The 20,518-nt window shown below is 58.8% G+C and carries 22 protein-coding genes; 14 read left to right on the top strand and 8 right to left on the bottom strand.

Going from position 1 to position 20,518, the window contains the following annotated elements; translation table 11 throughout:
- Positions 1 to 47: 47 nt before the first annotated feature.
- The 4 genes from flgK to NIT7645_RS14030 all read left to right on the top strand — a co-directional run bounded on the left by flgK (position 48) and on the right by NIT7645_RS14030 (position 4,057).
- Entirely contained in the window at positions 48 to 1,496 is a 1,449-nt protein-coding gene (gene flgK / locus NIT7645_RS14045) for a flagellar hook-associated protein FlgK (RefSeq protein ID WP_008559635.1), read from the top strand.
- 3 nt (positions 1,497 to 1,499) lie between these two features.
- Positions 1,500 to 2,507, top strand: a complete 1,008-nt coding sequence (locus NIT7645_RS14040; protein ID WP_008561169.1) for a flagellin — start codon at positions 1,500 to 1,502, stop codon at positions 2,505 to 2,507.
- The gene (locus NIT7645_RS14035; protein ID WP_008562581.1) at positions 2,504 to 3,607 is read left to right on the top strand and encodes a flagellar basal body P-ring protein FlgI; all 1,104 of its coding nucleotides are present in this window, start codon (positions 2,504 to 2,506) and stop codon (positions 3,605 to 3,607) included. Before NIT7645_RS14040 ends, NIT7645_RS14035 begins: the two co-directional genes overlap by 4 nt.
- Positions 3,608 to 3,805: 198 nt before the next feature.
- Positions 3,806 to 4,057 (top strand): hypothetical protein, encoded by a 252-nt coding sequence (locus NIT7645_RS14030; RefSeq protein ID WP_008560633.1) that lies wholly within the window; start codon positions 3,806 to 3,808, stop codon positions 4,055 to 4,057.
- A gap of 22 nt (positions 4,058 to 4,079) precedes the next feature.
- Here NIT7645_RS14030 and fliP read toward each other — a convergent pair whose 3' ends face one another.
- Genes fliP through fliF form a run of 4 tightly spaced genes read right to left on the bottom strand, consistent with a single transcriptional unit; the run spans position 4,080 to position 7,381 of the window.
- Entirely contained in the window at positions 4,080 to 4,823 is a 744-nt protein-coding gene (fliP, locus tag NIT7645_RS14025; RefSeq protein WP_008559481.1) for a flagellar type III secretion system pore protein FliP, read from the bottom strand.
- On the bottom strand, positions 4,820 to 5,116 hold the full coding sequence (locus NIT7645_RS14020; protein ID WP_008559596.1) for a FliM/FliN family flagellar motor switch protein: 297 nt from the start codon (positions 5,114 to 5,116) through the stop codon (positions 4,820 to 4,822). Before NIT7645_RS14020 ends, fliP begins: the two co-directional genes overlap by 4 nt.
- A complete protein-coding gene (locus NIT7645_RS14015) occupies positions 5,109 to 5,705 on the bottom strand; it encodes a FliH/SctL family protein (protein ID WP_008561874.1) in 597 nt (198 codons plus the stop codon). The genes NIT7645_RS14020 and NIT7645_RS14015 overlap by 8 nt, the downstream gene beginning before the upstream one ends.
- Positions 5,705 to 7,381, bottom strand: a complete 1,677-nt coding sequence (gene fliF / locus NIT7645_RS14010) for a flagellar basal-body MS-ring/collar protein FliF (RefSeq protein ID WP_008558958.1) — start codon at positions 7,379 to 7,381, stop codon at positions 5,705 to 5,707. The genes NIT7645_RS14015 and fliF overlap by 1 nt, the downstream gene beginning before the upstream one ends.
- A gap of 118 nt (positions 7,382 to 7,499) precedes the next feature.
- On the opposite strand from fliF, the gene NIT7645_RS14005 reads away from it, so the two are divergent.
- The 10 genes from NIT7645_RS14005 to NIT7645_RS13960 all read left to right on the top strand — a co-directional run bounded on the left by NIT7645_RS14005 (position 7,500) and on the right by NIT7645_RS13960 (position 17,958).
- Positions 7,500 to 8,024 carry a flagellar basal body-associated FliL family protein gene (locus tag NIT7645_RS14005; protein ID WP_037302615.1) on the top strand — a complete coding sequence of 175 codons (525 nt, stop codon included), beginning with the start codon at positions 7,500 to 7,502 and terminating at the stop codon, positions 8,022 to 8,024.
- A 9-nt stretch (positions 8,025 to 8,033) separates the two neighbouring features.
- A complete protein-coding gene (locus NIT7645_RS14000; RefSeq protein ID WP_037302614.1) occupies positions 8,034 to 8,519 on the top strand; it encodes a hypothetical protein in 486 nt (161 codons plus the stop codon).
- Positions 8,519 to 9,163, top strand: a complete 645-nt coding sequence (locus NIT7645_RS13995) for a MotE family protein (protein ID WP_008561978.1) — start codon at positions 8,519 to 8,521, stop codon at positions 9,161 to 9,163. Before NIT7645_RS14000 ends, NIT7645_RS13995 begins: the two co-directional genes overlap by 1 nt.
- A gap of 76 nt (positions 9,164 to 9,239) precedes the next feature.
- Entirely contained in the window at positions 9,240 to 10,109 is an 870-nt protein-coding gene (motA, locus tag NIT7645_RS13990; protein ID WP_008559370.1) for a flagellar motor stator protein MotA, read from the top strand.
- Positions 10,109 to 12,658, top strand: a complete 2,550-nt coding sequence (locus tag NIT7645_RS13985; protein WP_050687303.1) for a tetratricopeptide repeat protein — start codon at positions 10,109 to 10,111, stop codon at positions 12,656 to 12,658. The genes motA and NIT7645_RS13985 overlap by 1 nt, the downstream gene beginning before the upstream one ends.
- Positions 12,659 to 12,870: 212 nt before the next feature.
- Entirely contained in the window at positions 12,871 to 13,596 is a 726-nt protein-coding gene (locus tag NIT7645_RS13980; RefSeq protein ID WP_008561520.1) for a transglycosylase SLT domain-containing protein, read from the top strand.
- 12 nt (positions 13,597 to 13,608) lie between these two features.
- The gene (gene flhA, locus NIT7645_RS13975; RefSeq protein ID WP_008562885.1) at positions 13,609 to 15,702 is read left to right on the top strand and encodes a flagellar biosynthesis protein FlhA; all 2,094 of its coding nucleotides are present in this window, start codon (positions 13,609 to 13,611) and stop codon (positions 15,700 to 15,702) included.
- Entirely contained in the window at positions 15,699 to 16,478 is a 780-nt protein-coding gene (locus NIT7645_RS13970; RefSeq protein WP_008562734.1) for a flagellar biosynthetic protein FliR, read from the top strand. The genes flhA and NIT7645_RS13970 overlap by 4 nt, the downstream gene beginning before the upstream one ends.
- The gene (flhB, locus tag NIT7645_RS13965; RefSeq protein ID WP_008560454.1) at positions 16,475 to 17,557 is read left to right on the top strand and encodes a flagellar type III secretion system protein FlhB; all 1,083 of its coding nucleotides are present in this window, start codon (positions 16,475 to 16,477) and stop codon (positions 17,555 to 17,557) included. The genes NIT7645_RS13970 and flhB overlap by 4 nt, the downstream gene beginning before the upstream one ends.
- Positions 17,557 to 17,958, top strand: coding sequence for a hypothetical protein (locus NIT7645_RS13960; protein WP_008561138.1), 402 nt, complete (start codon positions 17,557 to 17,559; stop codon positions 17,956 to 17,958). Before flhB ends, NIT7645_RS13960 begins: the two co-directional genes overlap by 1 nt.
- Positions 17,959 to 18,075: 117 nt before the next feature.
- Here NIT7645_RS13960 and NIT7645_RS13955 read toward each other — a convergent pair whose 3' ends face one another.
- Genes NIT7645_RS13955 through flgG form a run of 4 tightly spaced genes read right to left on the bottom strand, consistent with a single transcriptional unit; the run spans position 18,076 to position 20,509 of the window.
- Complete coding sequence (locus NIT7645_RS13955; RefSeq protein ID WP_008559087.1) at positions 18,076 to 18,558, bottom strand: flagellar basal body-associated FliL family protein; 483 nt, start codon at positions 18,556 to 18,558, stop codon at positions 18,076 to 18,078.
- Between the two features lie 9 nt (positions 18,559 to 18,567).
- On the bottom strand, positions 18,568 to 19,308 hold the full coding sequence (gene flgH / locus NIT7645_RS13950; RefSeq protein WP_008560106.1) for a flagellar basal body L-ring protein FlgH: 741 nt from the start codon (positions 19,306 to 19,308) through the stop codon (positions 18,568 to 18,570).
- Positions 19,308 to 19,724, bottom strand: coding sequence for a flagellar basal body P-ring formation chaperone FlgA (flgA, locus tag NIT7645_RS13945; RefSeq protein WP_008562483.1), 417 nt, complete (start codon positions 19,722 to 19,724; stop codon positions 19,308 to 19,310). Before flgA ends, flgH begins: the two co-directional genes overlap by 1 nt.
- Positions 19,724 to 20,509, bottom strand: coding sequence for a flagellar basal-body rod protein FlgG (gene flgG, locus NIT7645_RS13940; RefSeq protein ID WP_008563117.1), 786 nt, complete (start codon positions 20,507 to 20,509; stop codon positions 19,724 to 19,726). The genes flgA and flgG overlap by 1 nt, the downstream gene beginning before the upstream one ends.
- Positions 20,510 to 20,518 lie beyond the last annotated feature (9 nt).

The following is a 20,518-nucleotide window of genomic DNA, read 5'->3' as shown; positions in this document are numbered from 1 at the left end:
TAACGCGCCTTTCTCTTTGACACTGCACCTTTGAAAGCAGACTGATCATGACCATTACAAGTGCTCTCAATTCCGCAATGTCCGGGCTGACGGCGGCGGGCCGTCAGACTTCGGTTGTCTCGGAAAACCTGGCGAATGTCCTGACACCGGGGTATTCGCGCCGCTCTGTTGCTCTCACCAGTGCGGGGGACGGTTTCGCCGGAGTTCGCGTAAACGGGGTGCAGCGGTTCAACGACCCGGGCCTGCAGGCCAGCGTCCGCACCGCAAACACCGAACTTGGCGTGTCCAAGGTGCAGTCGGATTTCTATGGCCGCATGGTCGAACTGGTCGGAAAGGCGGATGACCCCTATTCGGTCACCCAGCGTCTTACCGATTTCGACTCGGCCCTGATCGAGGCGATTTCTCGCCCCGATTCCGGTCCTCGCCTGAATGACCTGTCCATCCAGGCAGAGGAACTGGCTCGGTCCATTTCTGACGCCGCCGAGGGGCTGCGGAATGAACGTACGGCCGCAGATCGCGCGATTGATGTGCAGGTTGAAACGGTCAATCAGTCGCTGGAAAAAATCCAGAAGCTGAATGCCAAGATTGCCATCAGTCAGGCGGCTGGTGCCGATACGGTGTCTCTGCTGGACCAGCGGGATCTGCTGATCGATCAGGTAAATGAAATCATCCCCGTCAAGGTTGTGAACCGCGATCGTGGTCAGGTCGCGCTGTTTTCGGACGGGGGGGCTGTCTTGCTTGATGGTCAGCCAGCAGAGCTGACCTTTGATGGCAAGGCCGACACCCTCCCCTACATGACGCTGGGCAATGGCCTGCTGTCTGGCCTGCAGATCAATGGCATCGATGTTGATACCGGTCCGGGTGGCCCGTTGCGCGGTGGCAGTCTTGCGGCCAACTTCGAAGTGCGCGACGTTCTGACCGTTGAGGCACAGGAAGATCTGGATGCGGTGGCGCGGGATCTGATTGAACGGTTCCAGGACCCGGCACTTGATACGACACTGGGTGCATTGGATCCGGGGCTGTTTACCGATCAGGGGGCCTTTTTCGATCCGGCCAATACTGTCGGCATCGCCAACCGGATCGAGCTGAATGACAAGGTTGCCATGCAGGGGCAGGCGGAAACCTGGCGTTTGCGTGACGGCCTGAATGCCGCCGGTCCGGGCAATGCTGGCGATGCATCACTGCTGCGGGCATATACTGACGCGCTGGATACCAAGCGTCTGGTGTCGTCTGTAGGCCTGGGAACGGCCAATCTGGATGCCAGCACGCTGAGCGCGAACCTGTTGTCGCGTTTTGCGCAAAGCGAATACAGCGCCCAACAGAATGTTGCCTTTGCACAGGCAACCCACACGGAAATGCAACAGCGCCAGCTGGCTCAGGGTGTCGACAGCGACGCCGAGCTGCAGAACCTGATTGTTATTGAAAAAGTTTACCAAGCGAACGCCAGAATGATCTCTGTCGTAGATGAGCTGATGGAAACGCTTCTGAGGATCTGACGAATGATTTTGACTTCCTATGGCGACATGGCCCACCACCTGTTCCTGCGCAATCGCTCCGTCGATCTGAAAAACAATATTTCGACACTGACGCAGGAACTGAGCACCGGAAAGACCTCTCAGCTGACCCAGAAACTGGGCGGTGATCTGACCTATCTGTCTGATGTAGAGCGCAGCCTGAGTCGCTTGAAATCCTTTCAGGTGGCCAACACAGAAGCCTCGCTTTTTGCCTCTTCCGCGCAGGAAAACATCACGCTGCTGCATGACAATGCCGCCAAGCTGACATCGGATATCTTTGCGGTCACGACCTCGCCCAATGATGACACCTCTCGCCAGATTTCCAATCAGGCGCGCGGTTATCTGACCGAGGCAATTCGCGGGCTGAACGGGGAAATTGCCGGGCGCAGCCTGTTTGGCGGCAAGGACACAGAAACCAAACCCCTAGAGAGCTTTGACACGCTCATGACGAACCTTGTGACCGAGGTTGCAGGTCTGACCACCGCGACAGATATTGTTCAGGCTGTTGAGGATTGGTTCAACGATCCGGCTGGTTTTGATGCGGTGATGTACAACGGCTCTCCTGACCGGATGGATCCGGTGAAGGTTGGTCCGAACGAGGAGGTGACTGTCTCGCTCTTGGCGACTGATCCTGCGTTCAAGCAGACCCTGATGAGCCTGTCGATTTCCTCTCTGGTGAATGAGCCTGCGCTGACGCTCGACACGAACCTGAAGTTCGAGTTGCTGCGTTCAACGGGGATCGAGCTGCGTGAAAGCACGGATCAACTGGTGCAGATGCAATCGGACCTCGGATTTATCGAGGGGCGTATCGAACAAACCTCGGCGCGCAATGCGGCTGCGGAAACCAGCCTCAGCCTTGTCTTCAATGAACTGGTTCAGGCGGACCCTTACGAAACCGCGACCCGTCTGGAAGAGGCCCAGTTCCAACTGGAGAGCCTGTTCACCGTGACGGCGCGCACATCGCAGCTGTCCCTGATGAGGTTCCTGACATGATGCGGATTGTTCGTTTTCTTCTGGCTCTGGTTCTGCTGCCTGCGATGGCACAGGCCAACGCCATCCGTCTGAAGGATCTGGTGGAATTCGACGGGGTCCGCGGCAATGATCTTGTCGGCTACGGCCTAGTTGTTGGCCTGAACGGGACGGGTGACGGTCTGCGGAACTCTCCCTTCACCGAAGAGATCATGTCGAACATTCTGGAACGGCTGGGGGTCAATGTGACCGGCGAACAGTTCCGTCCCAAGAATGTGGCGGCTGTGTTCGTGACGGCAACCCTGCCGCCCTTTGCGCGGGTTGGCGGAACGGTGGATGTAACCGTCTCCGCCATTGGTGATTCCAAGAGCTTGCTGGGTGGCACGCTGATCATGACACCGCTGAATGCGGCGGATGGTCAGATTTACGCTGTTGCGCAGGGCACGATTCTGGCTGGTGGCGCCGTGGCCGAGGGCGAAGGCGCTTCTGTCACCCAAGGCGTCCCAACAGCTGGCGTGATCCCGTCGGGTGCGCGGGTTGAGCGTGAGATCGATTTCGATCTTGCGTCGCTGACCTCCATGCGTCTTGCTCTGCGAGAGCCCGATTTCACCACGGCAGGCCGGATCGAACGGGCGATCAATGCTGAATTTGGCCGCAGCGTCGCCCTGATGCGGGATTCCGGAACGGTAGAGGTTGACGTCCAGCGGACCAACGCCCGCTCTACGGCGCATGCGGTTGGCCGGATTGAGAACATCCTGGTCGAACCTCAGCGCAAGGCACGTGTTGTTGTTGATCAGCGGTCCGGCACCATTGTGATGGGCAGCGATGTGCGCATTTCACGTGTTGCTGTTGCGCAGGGCAACCTGACACTGCGGATCGAGGAAACGCCGCTTGTGGTACAGCCCAACCCGTTCTCTGATGGTGAAACGGTTGTGGTTCCTCGCACCGGTGCAGCCATCGACGAGGAAGAGGGCATCCAGCTTGCTGAGGTACCTGAGACCACCACATTGTCCGAAGTGGTTGCGGGTCTGAATGCCCTGGGCGTTTCCCCCCGCGATATGATCGACATCCTCAAGAGCTTGAAGGCCGCTGGCGCGCTTCATGCAGAGTTCGTGGTGCGCTGAGCGTAAACAGCCGGCCAAGTTTTGCAGACAGCACCCTCCGACACCTTTTGGGTTCGGAGGGTGTTTCTTTGTGGCGTCTACGTGCGGAACTAGCAGGGTGTTGTACCCGCTGGTCTGCTGAGTGATTGGAAGGCCCTGCAGGGATGTGCCCATTGGCCATTTGTCCGGACCGGAACTTGGCTGCCTAAGGCCGGGGGCTTGCGTGGAACCGCGGCTGCATTTCTGAAAATCGACCGCGCGAACGACGAAACGAGCGCCTGCTATGACCGACTTGGCCGCAACACGGCGTTCGCGCCCAGCAACATGGGCAGGAAAGCGGGATCAAAAGGGCTGTATCAGACAATTGGGAGCGGACCGGGGATTTTTGTGATCTGCACGGGCCTGTCCCAATTCATTGACCTGGTGACCGGACGTAAAAAAGCCCGGATGCATTTCTGCAATCCGGGCTAATGAAAGGCGCGCAGCGGAAACCCTAAGGATAGTAGCTGCGTACCAGCGCGCTTGCGATCAGGCTCCAACCGTCTGCCACAACAAAGAAGGCCAGTTTGAACGGCAGCGAGACAACTGCCGGGGGAACCATCATCATCCCCATCGACATCAGAACCGCAGCTACCACCAGGTCGATGACGAGAAACGGCAAGAACACCAGAAACCCAACCTGAAAGGCGCGGGCAATTTCCGACAAAAGGAAGCTGGATACCAAGGTGGAAAGCGGGGCGTCCGGGGTTGGATCAATACCAGCCGTGCCCGGGCGGAGGTCCGCAATGGCATAGAAGGTATCGGGATCCAGACGGGCGGCCATGAATTCACGGAACGGCACAAGCGCGCGCTCCATGCCTGTTTCGACGTCGATCTGTTCTTCGATGAGAGGGTTAATGCCTGTTTGCCATGCTTCGTTAAAAACCGGCTCCATGACGAAGTAGGTCAAAAACAGCGCCAGGCTGATCATCATCATGTTGGGCGGCGCCTGCTGCAGACCAATGGCCTGCCGCAGGATGGACAGCACCGTCACCAGGAAGGGAAAACAGGTCACCATGATCAACAGCCCCGGGGCGAGGCTGAGGACCGTGATCAGAAGGATTAGCTGAATCGAGCGCGCCGAAAGCGATTGCCCATCACCCAAAGACAGGCTCAGATCCTGGGCTGCCGCGAAACCGGGCAGGCCCAAGACCAGCGCTAGTGCCAGCGCAGCAACAGCAAGAGGAGTGCGTGTCATCCCAGCCCGCTTTGCAGATCGGCAATTTCCGTCAGTCGAACAGCCAGCTGTCCGGCCTGTTCGCCTTCCATCTCTTCCAACTGGCCGCGCGCCACCAGACGATCCCCAACGTAGAGATCGACCGGGTCTTCGACCCGTTTGTCGAGGGTCAGAATGGCATTTTCACCGAGATTCACGAGATCACGGATCAGGGGGCGTGCCTTGCCAACAGACACCACGACTTCAACAGGGACAGAGACAAACGGATTTGCTGCGTCGGGGGATTTCGTCTTCATCTCGGCGGAGTTATCCATAGTTACTGTCCTCGGTCATTTGATGAGAAAAGGCTTCGATCGAATCCTTGATTGCGTCGATCAGGGCGGCACTGTTGAGCTCTCGCTCCACTCCACCCACCTTCAGATAGGCTTGCCCCGCGCTCAGCCCGACGTCTTCGCGCACGGTAACTGGCACAGAAAAGCTGCGCGTCAGCAGCGCGCGAACTGCGGCACCTTCACCTGGGGAAACAACGATGTTGATTGGCTGATCAGCCTGTGATTTTGCCATATCGGTCAGCTGATCGACGATGTGATGGCCAAAGCTAGCAGCCATCGCATCCGGCAGAACCGCGCTGGTCAACACCTTGAACATAGGATCCAGAGTTTCGAGAAGCTGGCTCTGGGCCTCGTGGAAGGTGAAGGAAAGATCTTCGAGCGAGCTGGCCAGTTCAGACGAAATCTTCGTGACTTCGTTGTCCTTGGCCGTCACGGCATCATCCCAACCCGCGCTATAGCCGGTTTCATAGGATGCCAGTTTCTGCTCTTCGATTTCGGCTTCGTTGATTTCGGGCATCGCGACGACAGGCGTTTGCGGTGCGAAATCTTCAAGAAGATGGGCAATCGTCATCAGGCTCTCTCCTCATTTTCTTCCAACCAGCCACGCAGGATCTGCACGGTTTCTTCCTGGCGTTCGCCAATCATGGAGCGCAGGCGATCAACCGGGTTTTCCTGGCCACCACCCAAGGCCGGCAGGTCGCCCATACCGCCCAGTTCGTCCAGGCCAGAGCCCATGCCCATGCCGCCCATCGGTTCAAAACCGCCATCGCCGTTCTGGATTTCACCATCCAGCGCAAGGTTCGCACCAAGATTGGGGTTGGCCATAAAGTCGCCGCCGCCAAGGGCCGGGAGTTCGGGCAGGCCACCCATGTCGTCACCATCCGGCGCACCAAGTGCAGGAACACTGGCCTGGTTCGACAGAATCGGGCGGATCACAAAAAGCCCAAGGATCAGGGTCACCAAAGCAAGTGCAGCCATCTGGATCAGAGACATCGCGTCCAGATAGATGTTGTCGAGGATCGAGGAGGACACCACCGTACCCTGCGGTTCGATCGTCGGCATCTCCATGGATTTCAGCGTGATAACGTCACCTCGGTCGGCGCTGAACCCGACAGCAGCTGAAATAAGCTCACGCAGGGCGCCCAGCTCTTCTTCCGAACGCGGCTCCATCACGGTTTCACCAGCAGCATTGGTGGTCGCAACACCGTTGAGGAGTACAGCAACAGTCAACCGCTTGATCGCACCTGGGCCACGGATGATTTCCTTTTCGGTTTCGGAAATCTCGTAGTTGACCCGCTCACGTGTTGCACTGGTGCTGGCTTTGGAACCGTCGCCAGAGGCAGCATCCCCATCAGGGATATTGGAGGCCACGGTCACTTCGCCGGACTGATTCTGCGAGGAGTCAGCGCGCTCTTCCACGTCTGTGCTGATGGCCACGCGGCTTTCCGGATCAACGCGTTTTTCGCGGATGGATTCGGTATCGGTCACGGTTTCGACGCTGACTTCAACAACGGCATTGCCGTGGCCAACGCGGGCTTCGACCAGGCGCATGACGCGTTCACGAATCGCCTGCGACCGATCGTCGGTACCTGCTCCCGCGGCCGCGGCGGCCTCGGGCGAGCCGATCAGCGCGCCGTTTGCATCAATCACCGCGACATTGTCGACGGACAGGCCGGTCACAGCTGACGACACCAGGAACCGAATCGCATTGGCCTGCTGCGGTGTGATGGGAGAGCCCATCGGCACAACCGACACAGAGGCAGTCGGCTCAGCCGTGCGTTGGAAGGGATTCGATCCGGTGTTGGCGATATGAACACGCGCCTGCGTGACATGGGGGCTGGCAACAATTGTGCGGGCCAGTTCGCCTTCTTTTGCACGCCAGTAAGCGGCATCGAACATTTGCGAGGTGGTTCCAAATCCGCTGAGCGAATCAAGCAGCTCATAGCCGCGGCCACCATTAGCGGGCAGGCCTTCGCTTGCCAGCGTCATCCGAAGTTCGTCTCGTTCCGTGGCAGGAACATAAATTGATCCGCCGCGGACTTCATATTGTGTACCGCGCTGATCCAGCGCTCGCACCACATCCCCGGCCGAGCCGCTTTCCAGCCCGGCGTACAATAGTTGCATCGTGGGTGTATTCGCCACACGGGACATCGCCAGGACGCTGAGAATCACGATAACCGTGGCTCCCACGGCAATCAGCCGCTTCCGCGTATCCAAACCTGCCCAGACATTCTTGATCTGCTGCACATTAACCTCCGTAGCACCGGCATTCTGTCCGATGTGCAACCCTTTTGCCGGATTGCCCTTAACATTCGGTTAGTGTCCGCAAGCTAAGAAGGTGCTGCACGACGTATTAGGGATAGTCATGACAGACGCTGTAGTAGACACGGAACAGGACGCCCCGGCCAAGAAGAGCAAGATGCCCCTCATCATTGGGGTTGTTCTTGCGATTGCTGGTGCCGGTGGGGGATTCTTCGCTGTCCAGTCAGGCCTTCTTCCCTTTGGTCAGAGCGCGGCCCCAGAAGGGGTGAAAGCGACCGAAGTGGCGCCAGAAGGCGTGGACAATGGTGAGTCGGCGGAAGATATCGCCAATCTCGCCTTTATCGAAATGGAACCGATCATCATCTCCTTGCGCAAAGCAAGCGGGTTGCAACACCTTCGATTCCGTTCCCAGCTGGAGGTAGATCTTGCCCATCAGGCAGAGGTCGAAAAAATCCTCCCGCGGATTGTCGATGTTCTCAACAGTTATCTCAGGGCTCTGGAGCTTGAGGATCTGACCGATCCGATGGCCCTGCCAAAATTGCGCGCACAGATGCTGCGGCGGATCAACATTGCAGCCGGTCAGGGCCGGGTGCGTGATCTGCTGATTATGGACTTCGTATTGAACTAGGAGAACGGAATGGAACTGATTGCGGATATCCTGCTGGCTGCCGGTGCCATGGGGGCGGGTTTCTACTGCCTCGTGCTGTCGCGCCGCCTGAAGAAATTCAATGACCTGGAAAAAGGCGTCGGTGGCGCCGTTGCCGTGCTGTCGGCACAGGTTGATGATCTGAACAAATCGCTGCTGGCCGCGCGCCATGTCTCCGATGGCTCCAGCAAGGCGCTGGATCAGCTGACGGAGCGTGCCGAATCGGTGGCACAGCGGTTGGAACTGATGATGGCCTCGATGCACGATCTGCCAGATGTGCCGATGCCCGAGACCCAGGCAGAAGAAAAGCCAGCCCCGACCCCGGCACCGGCAGCGCCTGTTGCGGAAGAATCGGACGCGTTGGCTGCGGCCTATGAGGCCGAAAAAGAACCGGCACCTGCAGCAGAAGCAGAGCCCGCAAAACCCGCAGGCTTGATGTTTGTACGTCACAACCGTGCACAGGGTCGGGTAGCATAATGTCGAAAGCCAAAGTCAAACAGCCCAAGGCCAAACCGGCCAAGAAGCAGCGCAACCGCCGCGCCCGCGGCAGTGCGCTGATGATGCTGGCTCTTTTGCTGATCGGGTCGGCCGCTGTGCGGCTGGGCCTGGAGGCAGGCCCCGCGATCGCGCGCGAGGTTGCCAATCTGCAGCAGGAAGATGTCGCAGACGGCGAAGCCAAGGGCGGGCTGAAAGGCCAATCCATGCCATCTTCTGCGGAACTGCAAAGCATGCTCGCCGCCTTCAAGGAGCGTGAAGCCGCCCTCAGCGCCCGCGAAGCGGAGATCGAAGACCGCATGAAGGCGCTTGAGATTGCCGATGAGGCGATTGAACAGAAACTGGTCGCGCTGGAACAAGCCGAGGAAGAGCTGAAATCCACGCTCGCCCTGGCTGATGGCGCAACCGAAGGGGATCTGACGCGGCTGACAGCAGTCTACGAGCAGATGAAACCCAAGGAATCAGCTGCCCTGTTTGAGGAAATGGATCCGGCCTTTGCGGCGGGTTTCCTCGCGCGGATGCGCCCGGAGGCAGCAGCAGGCATCATGGCGGGTCTCAGCCCGCAAGCTGCCTATACCATCAGCGTGGTCCTGGCGGGTCGCAATGGGTCTGTTCCAAAGGAGTGAGCCGCGGCCACTCCTCAGGCTTTTTTAACGTGAATCGCCTAAACTTGTACAAACAAACGAAATTCGGAGTGGACCTATGCTTGGTATAGTAGGCATCGTGGTTATCTTTGTCATGGTGTTCGGCGGCTACCTCCTTGCTGGTGGTAAGTTTGCGATCATCATCAAAGCTCTGCCATTCGAATTCATGATGATTGGTGGTGCAGGCATCGGTGCCTTTCTCATCAGCAATGACATGGGCGGCGTGAAGCACACGCTGAAAGATCTGGGCAAGGTATTCAAAGGCCCCAAATGGAAGCCGGATGATTACCGCGATCTGCTCTGCCTGCTGTTTTCGCTGATCCGAATTGCCCGCGCCAACCCGGTTGAGGTGGAGCAGCATATCGAAGATCCGGAAAACTCTTCTGTTTTCAACCGCTACCCCAAGATTCTGGCTGACAAGGAAGCTGTGAACCTGATCTGCGATACCATGCGCTCTGCGTCGATGAACTATGACGACCCCCACCAGGTGGAGGAAGTGTTGGAAAAACGGATCGAGGCAAACCTGCATCATGCCATGCATTCCAGCCATGCGCTTCAGTCGCTGGCGGATGGTCTGCCCGCTCTCGGCATTGTTGCGGCGGTTCTTGGTATCATTAAGACGATGGGCTCGATCGACCAGCCGCCAGAGGTTCTGGGTAAACTGATTGGTGGCGCGCTTGTCGGGACGTTCCTTGGGGTTTTCCTGGCCTATGGCATCGTTGGTCCCTTCGCAGGCAAAGTGAAGTCTGTGACCGAAGAGGACGGCCATTTCTACTCCCTCATCCGTGAGGTTCTGGTGGCCAATCTGCACAACCATGCAGCCGCTATTTGTATCGAAGTGGGCCGTCAGAATACGCCCTCGCATATCCGTCCCGGCTTTTCCGAGCTTGAGGACGCCCTGAAATCGGTGAAACAGGACGCAGCATAATGTGGCGAGCCATCGCACCTGCCTTTATTGCGGCACTCGCATCGACCGCTGGCGCACAAACTGTCGTGACCCGTTCGGGCGAGCACGACAGCTTTTCCCGCCTGGTCATGCGGTTGCCTGACGGCGTGGCCTGGTCCCTGAACCAGTCCGGCCAATCCGCCAGCCTGTCGGTTGATGCGCCAACGATCGTTTTTGACACCTCAAGCGTGTTCAATCTGATCCCCCGCACCCGGCTGCAGGCGGTCACCCAGGCAGGTCCGGGGCAACCACTGCAGCTGCAGCTGGGCTGCGAATGTGAAATCAGCACGTTTATCGAAGATGACGGATTTCTCGTGGTCGATATCCGCGATGGAGAAGGAGGCGCGCCGCGTCAGTTGACCGGGGCCACCTTGCCAACGTCGTTGCCGCTCATTCCCGGTGGGCTGGGTGCGGCATCCGGTTCTGGCTATCGGTTCAACCTTGCAGCCCGTGCCGCCGCAGATGCCCGCACGGCGCTGGATCTCGCTGGTGTGATTTCCGGCCGAACCCCGACACAGACTATTCAGATTGCCGCCTCTTCGGTCGAAGTCCCGGCCGTGACACAGCCCGATCCGGCAGAGCAGGCAGCACTCAGCCGGGAAATTCGCCTTCCTGTCAGCGGGTCGACATCGACCGGGCTCAACCTGTCCTCCGTGACGCTGGCTGATCCCAAGCCAGAGCGCAGCGCGCAGCAAGTCGCTGCCGCCACTGAGGTGACACCAGCCCGTGAACCACAAAAGCTGGAGGAAGAACCGGTCGCGGTTGAGGTCAACAGTGATCTGCTGCTGGATCTGGCTGAAAACGAACGGGCGGCCACGGTCAATGCGTCTGAACAACGTCTGTTGCAGCAAATTGGCCGTGCAACCAACCAGGGCCTGCTGGATCTGGTTGGCATGAACGCGCGGGATGGTGGACGTATCATTGACCCGCTTGGCCTGGCTGATCGTCCGCTTGATCCGCTGGATCAGGTCGCTGTGACGTCTTCTGTCGATCGCGAAAGCGGCCTTTCTGCTCGTCGTGCGCCGACCAGCAGCGAGGCCTCTCACTGCATGCCTGGCTATCAGGTTGCAGTGCACAACTGGGGGTCCGACGCTTCGTTTAACGAGCAGATCCCGCCGCTGCGCGCCGCGCTGGTGCGTGAATTCGATGACGTTGACCCGGTCGCGGTTTTGCGACTGGCACGGGCCTATGTCTATTTCGGTTTCGGAGCTGAGGCGCAGGCGATCTTGAACATGATGCCCTCGGGCGCTGTGGAACATGACGACGCGATGGCGCTGGCCGCGATGGCGGCGATCCTTGACGGCAAGGAGATGGATGTCAATCACGCCTTTGCCGGCCAACAGGTCTGCAACAGTGACGTGGCATTCTGGGCCGCACTTGCCGACGGCACCATCAAGAAAAGCGCCAAGACCGACGCGATTCAGCAGGCTTTTGCCAAGATGCCTCCGCACTTGCGGATCCAGGTGGGCCCGCGATTGAGCAAACTTTTCGCCCAGGCCGGTGACCCGCATCTCGCGGGTGCGGCGCTGCGGTCGCTTGACCGGATGGGGGTTGAGGACATTCCTGACATCAACCTCGCAGAGGCAGAGCTGGCAAAGCTGGAAGGCGACATTGAAACCGTTGCAGAAGAGTTGACCGAAGAGGTTGCGGAACGCACGGAAAATGCACCACGCGCTTTGATCGAACTGATTGAACTCAGCTATGATGAGCGAAAGGCGCTGTCGCCGGATGTGCCGGATTTGGCGGCATCCTACGAAGTCGAAAGCCGGGATTCGGAGCTCGGGGCTGATCTGCGCGAGGCAATCGTGACCGCGTTGGCGTTGACGGGTCAGTATCATGACAGTTTTGCGCAGTTGGACAAGGTTGATCGCCACGACGGTGATGCCGCCCGCGCGACCGCGATGATACCGCTGATGACGCTGCTGACAGAGCGGGCGGATGACGTCACATTCCTTCAGTATGCCCTGGTTTTTGCCGCCAACGGCAAGGCTGCAGACGTCGAACCGGTTGCCGATCTGGTGGCTGCGCGGTTGCTTGATCTTGGGTTTGCCCAGCAGGCCCAGGCCTTGCTGAAAAAGCTGGCGATGGAACCGGGCAACACCAAGCGCCGCTTGATGCTGGCAAAGGCTGCATTGGTTCAGGAAAAACCCCATGCCGCCCTGGTGGAACTGATGGGTTTGTCTGGATCTGATGCCGACAAACTGCGGGCAGAGGCGCTGTGGCAGAACGGGGAATATGCGCGGGCTGGTGAGTATCTGCTGGAAGTCGAAGACAAGGACGCCGCCGCCCGCGGGTTCTGGCATTCGCAGGATGGCGAAACGCTGTCTGAAATCGATCCGGACGCCGCCCAGCAATTTGGCGGGGTTGCCGAAGTTACAACGCAGATCAAGGAAACCGCAAAAGAGCCGACAGGCTTGCCGCCCCTGGCCCACGCCCGCGCCCTGGTGGAGAGCAGCGAAGGAACCCGAGGTGGCATCGCCGATCTTTTGGAACGGGTGACCCGGCAAAACGAGGTCGGCAACGGATCCTGATAGTCCAGAGCCACTATCAGATCTTGCAAAGACAAAGGCCGCCTCTTGGGCGGTCTTTGCGTGTTCAGTGCTAACGCTTTGTCAACGGTCTCGGCCTAATTTCAGGATTAGGGTGAATCCTCATTTGGACAGGCAGAATGCCGAAAATGACTCGTTTTTTCAGACGGCAGCGGTCAACGACCGTTGCGGGATATCAGCAACCTGCCTTCAGGTTGTACGTCGCGGTTGGTTTGGCCGCTTTTGGGCTGTTTGCGGGGATCGTGCCTGCACCGGCCTTTGCGGCCTCGCCGCAGGTTTCTGCACTTTGTGATCTTGCTGCGCGTCGGGCCGCCCGTGATCAGGGTGTGCCGTTGGATGTTTTGCGTGCAATCACCCGCACCGAAACAGGGCGGGGTGGCAAGCAGGGACTGCAGCCCTGGCCCTGGACCGTCAACATGGAAGGGGCGGGCAAGTGGTTCCAGACCGAAGACGAAGCCCGCGCCTACGTGTTTTCCCATTTCAAACGCGGCGCGCGCAGCTTTGATGTCGGGTGTTTCCAGATCAATTTCAAATGGCACGGGCAGGCATTCGATTCCATCGACCAGATGTTCGATCCGGTTGCCAATGCCCAATACGCGGCGCGGTTTTTGCGCGACCTGCACAATGAGTTCGGCGATTGGTCAAAGGCGGCAGGCGCCTATCACTCGCGCACACCCACCTATGCCAACCGCTATACCGCGCGTTTTGACCGGGTTCGTGCTCAGCTGAAGCCGGTCGAAACTGTTGCGGCTCTCCCGGTGGAGCGGACCCGTCAGCGGGCCACGTTCACGGCGCCGCAACCGCTGGTCAATCTTCACAATCCTTCGCCACTGATCGCGCAGGGAACGGCCCGGATGGGCTCTCTCGTGCCGTTGAACGGTGGCGGATCTTCGGCGCAAGCCTTGATCGTTCTGAAATAAGGGCAGACTTTCGTGCAAAACTTCGACATCCAAAAAGTGTTCAGCCCGACCGTGCTTCTTGCGCTGGCGCTGATGGCGATCATCGTGATGATGATCTTGCCGATGCCTGCCTGGGTGCTGGATATCGGGCTCGCCGCGTCCTTTGGTCTGGCGATTCTGATTTTCACCATCACTCTTTTCATTGAGCGGCCGCTTGATTTCTCGTCCTTTCCGACGATCCTTCTGGCCTCTCTCATGCTGCGTTTGTCGCTGAACGTTTCGTCGACCAAGCTCATCATCGGCCAAGGTCACACAGGCACTGATGCAGCTGGCGGTGTGATCGAGGGCTTTGCCCAGTTCGTGATGGGGGGCAGTGTCTTCCTTGGTCTTGTGGTCTTTGGCGTGCTGCTGATCGTGAACTTCATGGTGATCACCAAAGGCGCGGCCCGTATGGCCGAGGTGGGTGCGCGGTTTGCCCTTGACGGGATGCCAGGCAAGCAGCTGGCGATCGACAGTGATATGTCCGCAGGCGCGATCGACCATGCGACTGCCCGGGAACGTCGTGAAGCGGAATCGCGTGAAACCACCTTCTTTGGCTCCCTTGATGGTGCCTCCAAGTTTGTGAAGGGCGACGCGATTGCGGGCCTGTTGATCACCCTCTTGAACCTGATCATGGGTTTGGTGATGGGGATCCTGGTTCACGGCATGCCCGTGGGGGCTGCTTTTGAAACCTACGCGATCCTGACGGTTGGCGATGGCCTCGTGTCGCAGATTCCTTCTGTTATCATCTCGATCGCTGCGGCCCTGCTGCTGGCGCGTGGTGGTGCGACCGGTGCGACCGACATGGCGCTGGCGGATCAGTTGGGCAAACACCCTGCCGCGCTGGCAACTGTGGCTGTCCTGATGGTGTTGTTTGCATTGGTTCCGGGCCTGCCGTTCATTCCGTTTATCGTTGGTGGCGGCGTTCTGGGATACACGGCCTATCGGATGAGCAAGAAAATCACCGATGAGGCCGAGGCCGAGATGGAAGAGCAGATCGAAGAGGTCATGCAGCCAAAGGAAAGCCGGGCGCTTGGGGATATTTTGGATCTTGATGATCTGCATCTGGAATTCGCGCCGGATTTGGTGAGCATGGTGTTGGATGCAGGCACCGGTCTGGATGCCCGTATCGCAAACATGCGAACCCATGTGGCGACGACCTTTGGGCTCATTCTGCCGGAAATTCGCCTGACCGATGAACCAGAGCTGATGCAGGGCACCTATGTGATCAAGGTGCAGGGGGTTGAGCAGGTGCGCGGCAATCTGCGTCCGGATATGGTTCTGGCGCTGATGCCCGACAATCAGGATGCGCTGCCGCCGGGCACAGATGTGACCGAACCCGTCTATGGCGCGCCCGCGCGTTGGATTTCGGCCAAGTCGCAAGAGCAGGCTGCGCTGTCTGGTGCAACCATCGTGACTGCGCCGGAAATTCTGGCAACCCACCTTTTGGAAGTGATTAAGCAGAACTTCCCCCGCTTGCTGACGCTGAAAGCACTGCGTCGCCTGCTGAACGAGATGACAGAGCTATCGGATGAGTTCCGCGCCGAAGCAAACCGCAAGCTTTTGGATGAACTGGTGCCTGACAAGGTGCCGATGGACACGCTTCATGCGGTGCTGCGCCTGCTGTTGGAAGAGCGTGTTTCCATCCGCAACATGCCACTGATCCTGGAAACCATCGCTGAAGCGCGCCAGCATATTTCGCAACCCGAGATGATCTGTGAACATGTGCGTCAACGTCTCGGCTTCCAGCTCGTCGGAGAGATGAAACGCGAGGACGGCACAATTCCGTTGATCCAGTTGGCACCGGAGTGGGAGGAGACATTCTCCACCTATCAGATTGATGCACACGGCGGGGCCGTCGACATTGCGCTGCCACCGGACAAGTTCAACCAGCTGGCAGAGGGGTTGACCGATCGGTTGAACACCACGACAGAGCAGGGCGTTTTTGCAGCAGTCGTGACCTCGACCCGCCGGCGCCGATATTTGCGAACGATCCTGAAATCGCGCGGGATCATGAACCCGGTGCTGAGTTTCGAGGAAATCGGATTGGAAGCACGGCCCGCATTGGTCGGGATGGTCCCCGCATGAATATCGGCTTTCTGCCTCCAGAGCTGGTGGCCCTTCTGGGCGCCGGCTTTTGGCATGGGGCAATCGTGTTTCTGAGAGTATCGGCCATGGTCGCCATGTTGCCGGCCTTTGGCGAACAATATGTTCCAGTGCGTGTGAAACTGGCGATTGCGCTTGCGTTTACCTTTGTTGTGGCGCCGGCGCTGCCGTTGTTTCCCGCCCCTGACACACCGCTGCAATACGCGGGTTATGCGGCGAGTGAAGCCATCATTGGCCTGGCGTTGGGAGTTGGCATCCGTCTTTTTATTCACGCCATTCAGACAGCGGGCACCATCGCGGCGCAGTCGACGTCGCTTGCACAGGTTCTGGGCGGCATCGGTGCTGAGGCAATGCCCGCAATCGGGGCGGTTTTGCTGATTTCTGCCCTGGCCCTTGCGGTGATGCTGGGCATCCACGTACGGGCGGCAGAGTTCATGATCTATTCGTACATGATGTTCCCAATGGGAGAGTTCCCGGCGGCTATGGGCCTGTCCGACTGGGGCGTCCACCGGATTTCACGGGCATTTTCGCTCGGGTTCTCGCTGGCAGCGCCGTTCCTGATCGGGGCGTTGATCTACAACCTCACCCTGGGTGTCATCAACCGTGCCATGCCGCAGCTGATGGTTGCCTTTGTCGGTGCCCCGGTCGTGACCTTTGGTGGGCTTGCCATCCTGATGGTCGCCAGCCCCATGCTGCTTGAGATCTGGAGCACGGCGCTTATGAGTTTCTTCGCAAATCCGGGTGAGGGCATGCGATGAGCCAAGACGACGATTCAGACAAGTCATACGAACCGACGCCAGAGAAAATTCGCAAGGCGCGGGAAAAGGGCGACGTGCCCAAGTCCACGGATCTGTCTGTGGCTGCGGCGTATCTGGGTCTGATCATCGTCGTCTACACCTCAGGCGAGGACATGGTCCGGGACATGGGCAGCCTCATGATGTCGTTTCTGGATCAACCCGACCGCCATGCAGAGCTGTTTTTTTCCGATAACGGCACACCGCCGGTTGGCGGCCTTTTGAAATCGGTTGCCTCTGCTATGGCGCCGATGTTCATCATCCCGGCTGCGGCGGTGATCCTGTCCCTGGTCGGCCAACGCGCGCTGGTTTTTGCCCCGTCGAAGCTGGAGCCAAAACTCTCGCGGATCTCGATCATGTCGAATGCCAAGAACAAGTTCGGCATGACCGGCCTGTTTGAGTTTGCAAAAAGCACGGTCAAATTGATCCTGTTTTCGGTCTGCATGGGGATCTATCTCAACTACCGTTTGCCCGACATGATTGCCTCTGCAGCCACCGGCGCTTTTGTCGTGGTGACGATGCTGGGGCAGCTTGCGATTGAATTCATGGTTCTGGCGTTGATTATTGCGCTGGCCGTGGGCGTGGTGGACGCGGCCTTTCAGCAGGCGGATTTCACCCGCAAGAACATGATGTCCCGCAAAGAAATCATGGACGAGATGAAAAACTCGGAAGGCGATCCGCACATGAAGGGCGCGCGCAGGCAAAAGGCCCAGCAAATCGCCATGAGCGCGGGCGTTCAAGATGTCGCAACGGCGGACGTGGTGATCGTGAACCCGACTCACTATGCGGTGGCGCTGAAATGGGATCGGCAGCCAGGGCAGGCTCCGGTCTGTGTTTCCAAAGGTGTTGATGAGGTGGCGGCGATTATTCGCGAGGTCGCGAATGAAAATGGCGTTCCGATCCACAGTGACCCACCAACCGCCCGTGCGCTTCATGCGGCGGTCGAAATTGGTGACGAAATCCACGAAGAACATTACGCGCCGGTCGCCGCTGCGATCCGCTTTGCGGAGAAAATGCGTCAACGGGCGAAGGGGATGGTGTGATGAAACAGAAAATGCTCGACCAGATGGCCAGCGTGACCGAAGCGATGTACCTGCGCGAACATGCCAAGGTGAAACCGGTGCTTGATGCCGAGGCACGCTTGCGCGGTCAGCTGGCGAAACTGGACCGGCAGTATCAGGAAACCCGCGAACTGGCCCATAGCGATCACGCGATGAAAGCGCTCGGCGCGGATCTTCTTTGGCAGAGCTGGCATAGCCGCAGCAAAAGGCAGCTGAATATGGAGCTCGCCCAGATCACTGCGCAAAAACTGCGTGCAATGGATGGATTGCGCAAGGCCTTTGGTCGCAAACATGCGGTCGAGACGATGGCCAAGGAAGAACGCCAGCGCCGCAAGGTCGAGTTGGCCGAGAAGCAGCGCAATCGTCTGATGAACCAGGAGTGAGCCAGGCAGTAAACTTTCAGGGTTGATCCTGCTTGAAAACGGTCACTGAAAAACGAAACCCCCGGCGCCAATTTGGTGCCGGGGGTTTCTTTGTGGTGATCTATCAGGCGGGATTGATCAGACGTCTTGGCGTGACATCTCGACAATCAGGACGTCATGAATGTCTTTACCCAACTCTTTTTGCGCCGCTTCACGCAGCGCGGTGCGCAGTGGTGTCAGCATGTCAGAGCGGGTGAAGGCGCCGTTGAATCCCCCCATGTTGGCGTGATCGAACAGAACCTGCAGGAACATGTCGCGCAGTTTGGGTTCATAGGCGTGGATCTTTTCGGTGAGGCCGATGTTTGCCTCAAGGCTCAGGGAAATCACCACCAGCGACGACAGTTTCTCCCGTTCAACAACGGGGACGACAAACTGGCTCGTCATTTTGACGAACTCGCGGGTCGGTTCTTTTTCCTCTTCGGACTCTTTCTGAGCCTCTTCCACAGGTTCTGCGCCTTCCTGCGCGTGTTCTTCGGGGGCGGGGGCCATGACGATCCCCGCGCCGATTCCACCAGCAGTTCCAACCAAAAGAAGGATGACGGGCAGGAGTTTAGACAGCATGGACAGTCCTCAGAATGGCAGGATCACGTCCAGCACCTGCTGGCCGTAACGGGGTTGTTGGACATCGGTGATCTGACCACGGCCGCCATAGGACACGCGGGCAGAGGCGATCTTGTCATAGGTGATTTCATTCTGGCGGCTGATGTCATCGGGTCGGACATAGCCAGTGACCAGCAGTTCACGCAGTTCGAAGTTTACGCGCAGCTCCTGGGTGCCGCTGATTGCCAGAACGCCGTTCGGGAGAACATCGACAACTGTGGCCGCGACCCGCAGTTCAAGCCGTTCGCTACGTTTGACCGACCCCTTGCCACCGGACTGGCTGGTGCTGCTCAGATCGACTGCATCGGCTGCAGTCGCGCCTTCAGGCAGGTGACGATCCAGCCGCTGAGGCAGGCCAAGCAGCTGCGGCATGGCCAGGCTTTCGGAGCCAGAACGCGAGCGTTTGGTGTCGTTGGAGATTTCGGCCTCTTCGTCGATCTCGATCACGACAGTGAGAATGTCGCCGCGTTTGGTGGCGCGACGATCGCCCAGCAGGGACTGGCGCGAGCCGCTCCAGAGCGATGCCTGATCAACGGGGCGCTGGGTCTGCGTATCGGTTGGCAGGCCCTGGAACAACATGGCGACATGTTCCGGGGTTTCATTCGCCGGGCTGAAGCTGGGCGGTTTGCCAACGTGATCCATCCGTCCGCAGGCGCTGAGCATGACCACACCCATGAGGGCGGTCTTGGCTGAAAAGAGTTTCTTGTTCATTAGTTTACCTCAACTGTTCCGTCGGACGCGATGCGGCCGGTGACGGTTGTGCGTGACGAAAGATTCATGACGCGAATGGCCTCTCCATCGGCGCCACGGCCAAGCGAGCGGCCCTCTGCCATGATGGTCAGCCCACCGCGCGTAAAGCGAATGGTGACAAGGTCGTTGCGTTCAACAATCGCAGGCGGGCCGACGTCGCCTGCACGCACGGGGCGCCCGGCGTAAAGGGCAACGCGCGCCTCCTTGCCAATCACCTCGGACGGGTCGGAGAGCGCGCCGAGCACGTCGGCGGATTTCAGGGCCAGATCCTCGGCCGTGACGATTTCCTTGGCGCGGATGGTGCGCACCGGGACCAGGATCTCTGCCCAAGCGGGTTGGGCACAGACAAGCATCAAGATGGCGAGGATCCGTTTCATTACCGCACCTGTGTGGTTGCGCCCATCATCTGGTCGACTGCCGAGATGACCTTGGCGTTCATTTCATAACCGCGCTGTGCTTCGATCAGTTCGGTCACTTCGCGGACTGCGTCGACAGAGCTTGCCTCCAGGTATCCCTGACGCAGGGTGCCCAGACCGTTTTCGCCAGGGGAGGCAACGGTTGCTGCACCAGAGGCTTCGGTCTCAACAAAGAGGTTGCTGCCCAGAGCCTCAAGCCCCTTGGGGTTGGAGAAACCGGCAAGCGTGAGCTGACCCATCAGCTGGCCTTCGGCGGTTTCATCGAAATAGGCGTAGACTTCACCATCGGCGTTGATTGACACATTGCGTGCATCCGCCGGGATGGTGATGTCAGGGGAAACAGTGAAACCGTCGGAGGTGACGATCAGCCCCTCGGCCGAGCGTTTGAGTGAACCATCGCGGGTATAGGCCGACTGACCAGAGGGCAGCGTGACCTCAAGGTAGCCTTTGCCATCGATGGCCACGTCCAGATCGTTACCGGTCTGAGTGAGCGCGCCTTGGGCGAGGTGGATGGAAATGGCAGAGGCCCGAACACCCAGACCAACCTGAACCCCTGTCGGCAGAACAGTGCCGTCCGAGGCATTCACGGTGCCTGCACGTGTCACCTGCTGATAGTGCAGATCAGCGAATTCAGCACGCCGGGCGTTATAGCCTGTGGTGTTCATATTCGCGAGGTTGTTGGAAATGGTCTCAACGCGCAGCTGTTGCGCGGTCATACCTGTTGCAGCAATCTTGAGGGCGCGCATTGGCTTACT

It is taken from the genome of Phaeobacter italicus, from assembly GCF_001258055.1.
GTDB classification, from domain to species: Bacteria; Pseudomonadota; Alphaproteobacteria; order Rhodobacterales; family Rhodobacteraceae; genus Phaeobacter; species Phaeobacter italicus.
The sequence above is the reverse complement of the archived record's forward strand: the minus strand, read 5'-3'. Positions and strand labels throughout refer to the sequence as shown.